Raw genomic sequence first — 2,705 nt, forward strand, 5'->3', positions numbered from 1 at the left:
TTCGTCACTACGACGAAGCCCAAATCCTCCTTAAATCACAACCCCAAATCTGTGCCATAGGCGCTGACGGGGAACAGTCGGGTCGTCTGACGCAGTCTTTTGATCGAACGTGACAGGTAAATTCGGCGCGCCTCCTTTCAGCCATTTCTCCCAATGGCGAGACACTGGATCGACGCTCCGCTTCAGTGTCCGGAAGTCTTCAAGCAAGGCGTTGCGGGCGGTTTGGCTCAAGCGCAGGTTTTTGAGCGGTTTGTCACCCTGGATATACTCGGAGCTCTCACCGAGCCTTGCCGCCAGATAGGTGGCAACGCACCTCTGGATCGCGGATGGCGACAACCAGGAACTTTCGGCGGCCTCGATTTCGTCTTGCCATGACTGGCTGGGGACATTGAGGCCAAAAAGCTCTGCCTCTTTGGACTCAAGTTCCTGCTCTTCCCTGATCTTGCGGATGCCGTTATCCGAAAGCTGCTGGAGCCGCGCGGCACGCTCTTCTTCGGAAAGGACAAAATTTTCCGCGATGTCGTGGATTTCCTGCGTGATCTCTCCGAGGATTTCCTCGCTGCCGCCAACCGCATGTTCAAAGACACCAATGCGCATAAGGCATCGCTGGTAGATGTCGGCATCGACCGTTCCAGGCGTGACGAGATTAACGATGCTGATTGTTTCGCTTTCCTGCCCGTAGCGGTCGATACGGCCTATCCGCTGTTCCACACGCATGGGATTCCACGGCAGATCATAATTCACGAGATAATCGCAGAATTGAAAGTCGAGACCTTCGCATCCAACTTCGGATGAAAGAAGGATGTCGATGGCATCCGGATCGTCTTTGGGAAGCGAGAAGCGCTTGCGAAGGGAGGCGCGCTCCTCATCGTGAATGTCGCCATGGATAACCCCGAAACGCAGGCCCGCTGCCTCGGTGTGCCTCGCTAGGTACGAAAGCGTGTGCCTAAAGGTGCTGAAGACGAGCGCCTTGTTATTCACGAGAGCGGACTTCTCTTTCAGCGTTTTGATAAATGCCTCGATCTTCCTGTCTTCAGGATCGAGATTCCGCGCCATCCTGATCAGCTCCTCGATTTCGGCCTTGATGCCATCGAGAAAGCTCATGTCCATTTCATCGTCGCGATCGGTGGTTTCGATCAGCTCCAACTGATCGAGTTTCCGGTCGAGCATGTCAGAGAGGAACGGTGCAAGTCCGTAGAGGCAGCTTGCAGCTTGACGCCGTATGGTCGTCATCATGAATTTGACGTTTTGTTGCCCGTGACAACGCGCGAGAATACGCGCAATGACGCTCAGCAACCCATCATGTAGTGCGCGCTGATCTTCGGTAAACTCGACGGTGAGCGTGACCGGTTTCCTTGTTGTGAATTCGCCAATATCACGGCGGCGGGTACGGTTTATGACCGAACTGAAGGTGTAGAGCTCTTCAAGCTGCCCGGTCAGGGCGACGCGATCGGCATCGCCCAATTCCGCTTCCTGGAGCTGGTCAAAGGCGGCTTGAAAACTCGGCATCTCGGAAAGGAAGAGCGATCCCCAGTCGGTCCTTGCCGCTGCTTCGAGCTGCTCGATGGCGCTGTCTTGCCAGCCATCACCCTTCTCGCGGCAGAGCCGTATCGACTCGTTAATGAACCTGTTGGGCGCGGCCATCTGCTCGAAGCTGGTATCGTCAATCACCAGATCGGGACGCAGCACATTCAGCAACGTGAAAAGGTCGTCACTGCCGAGCTGCACCGGAGTGGCCGTCATAAGAATTACGGCCCGCGCATTGTCGCAAAAATATCGGACACCTTGATGCAGGAAGGTATCCGAGTTCCGGATGTGGTGCGCCTCATCGACGATCACGAGATCGAAAGCTGGAGCCGGATCAAGTGAAAGCAGGCCCTTATCCTTGCGTGACTTCTTGCCCGCCGGTCCGAAAATCAGATCGGAATCGAATAGCGAGAATGGAAGGATCGCCTTTTCGTATTGCTCCGGCCACTCGCCCTCCAGGTCCGTTTCATGCAAACAGTGGCGCAGAAGCGGGCCGTCTAGGGGTGAAAAATTCTCGTCGAAGCGCTTCATTTCCGTTTGCCATTTGCGCTCGGCGACAAGCGCTTTCGGGCAGACGACGAGAATGGAGCTGATGTCCATTCTTGCGCGAAGCTCTTTGATGATCAGACCCGCTTCGATGGTCTTACCAACACCAACTTCATCGGCAATCAGCAGGCGTGGCCTGTCCGAACGAATGAGCTTTAGGACGGGACGGTACTGGTAGGGCACAAAATTTACGCGTCCTGATCGCAGGGAAAACAGGTTTGCGGTAGAGGGAGATAAAAGCTGCAACGCTGTCATATGCGCGTGCAGCTCCTCGGTGGTAACCCGATCGGCTTCTGATCCGCCCTCATCCAAGGATTGAAGCTGGCTCTCGTAGAATGTGGCCTTCACGCCATCCTGAAAAACGCGGTAACGGACCTCCGCGCCGCCGAGTACTACTTCGAGGACCGGGAGCCGCGCTGTAGAATCGGATCGTAATGTTACCAGATCGCCCGCTTCAAAAAGATGCGCTTTGCGCGCTGGTTCAGCTTCGGTGTCTGGTTTCATTTCCTCCGCTGGGTCTTCCTGTTCCGGTTTGGTTTGCCCGTCGGTCATTGCGCCTGTTCCCCGTCAGCGCCTATGGCACAGATTTGGGGTTGTGATTTAAGGAGGATTTGGGCTTCGTCGTAGTGACG

Annotated in this window: 1 protein-coding gene; it reads right to left on the reverse strand. The window is 55.5% G+C overall.

The window, feature by feature from the left end; all coding sequences use genetic code 11:
• Positions 1–30: 30 nt before the first annotated feature.
• Positions 31–2,625, reverse strand: coding sequence for a DEAD/DEAH box helicase (locus K3174_RS16710; RefSeq protein WP_221560581.1), 2,595 nt, complete (start codon positions 2,623–2,625; stop codon positions 31–33).
• Between the last annotated feature and the right edge of the window lie 80 nt (positions 2,626–2,705).

Source organism: Qipengyuania qiaonensis, from assembly GCF_019711515.1.
GTDB lineage: Bacteria > Pseudomonadota > Alphaproteobacteria > Sphingomonadales > Sphingomonadaceae > Qipengyuania > Qipengyuania qiaonensis.

What these genes read in the sequence shown, in the direction of transcription:
- K3174_RS16710 (WP_221560581.1), bottom strand. Translation starts at nt 2,625, where the DNA reads ATGACCGACGGGCAAACCAAACCGGAACAGGAAGACCCAGCGGAGGAA.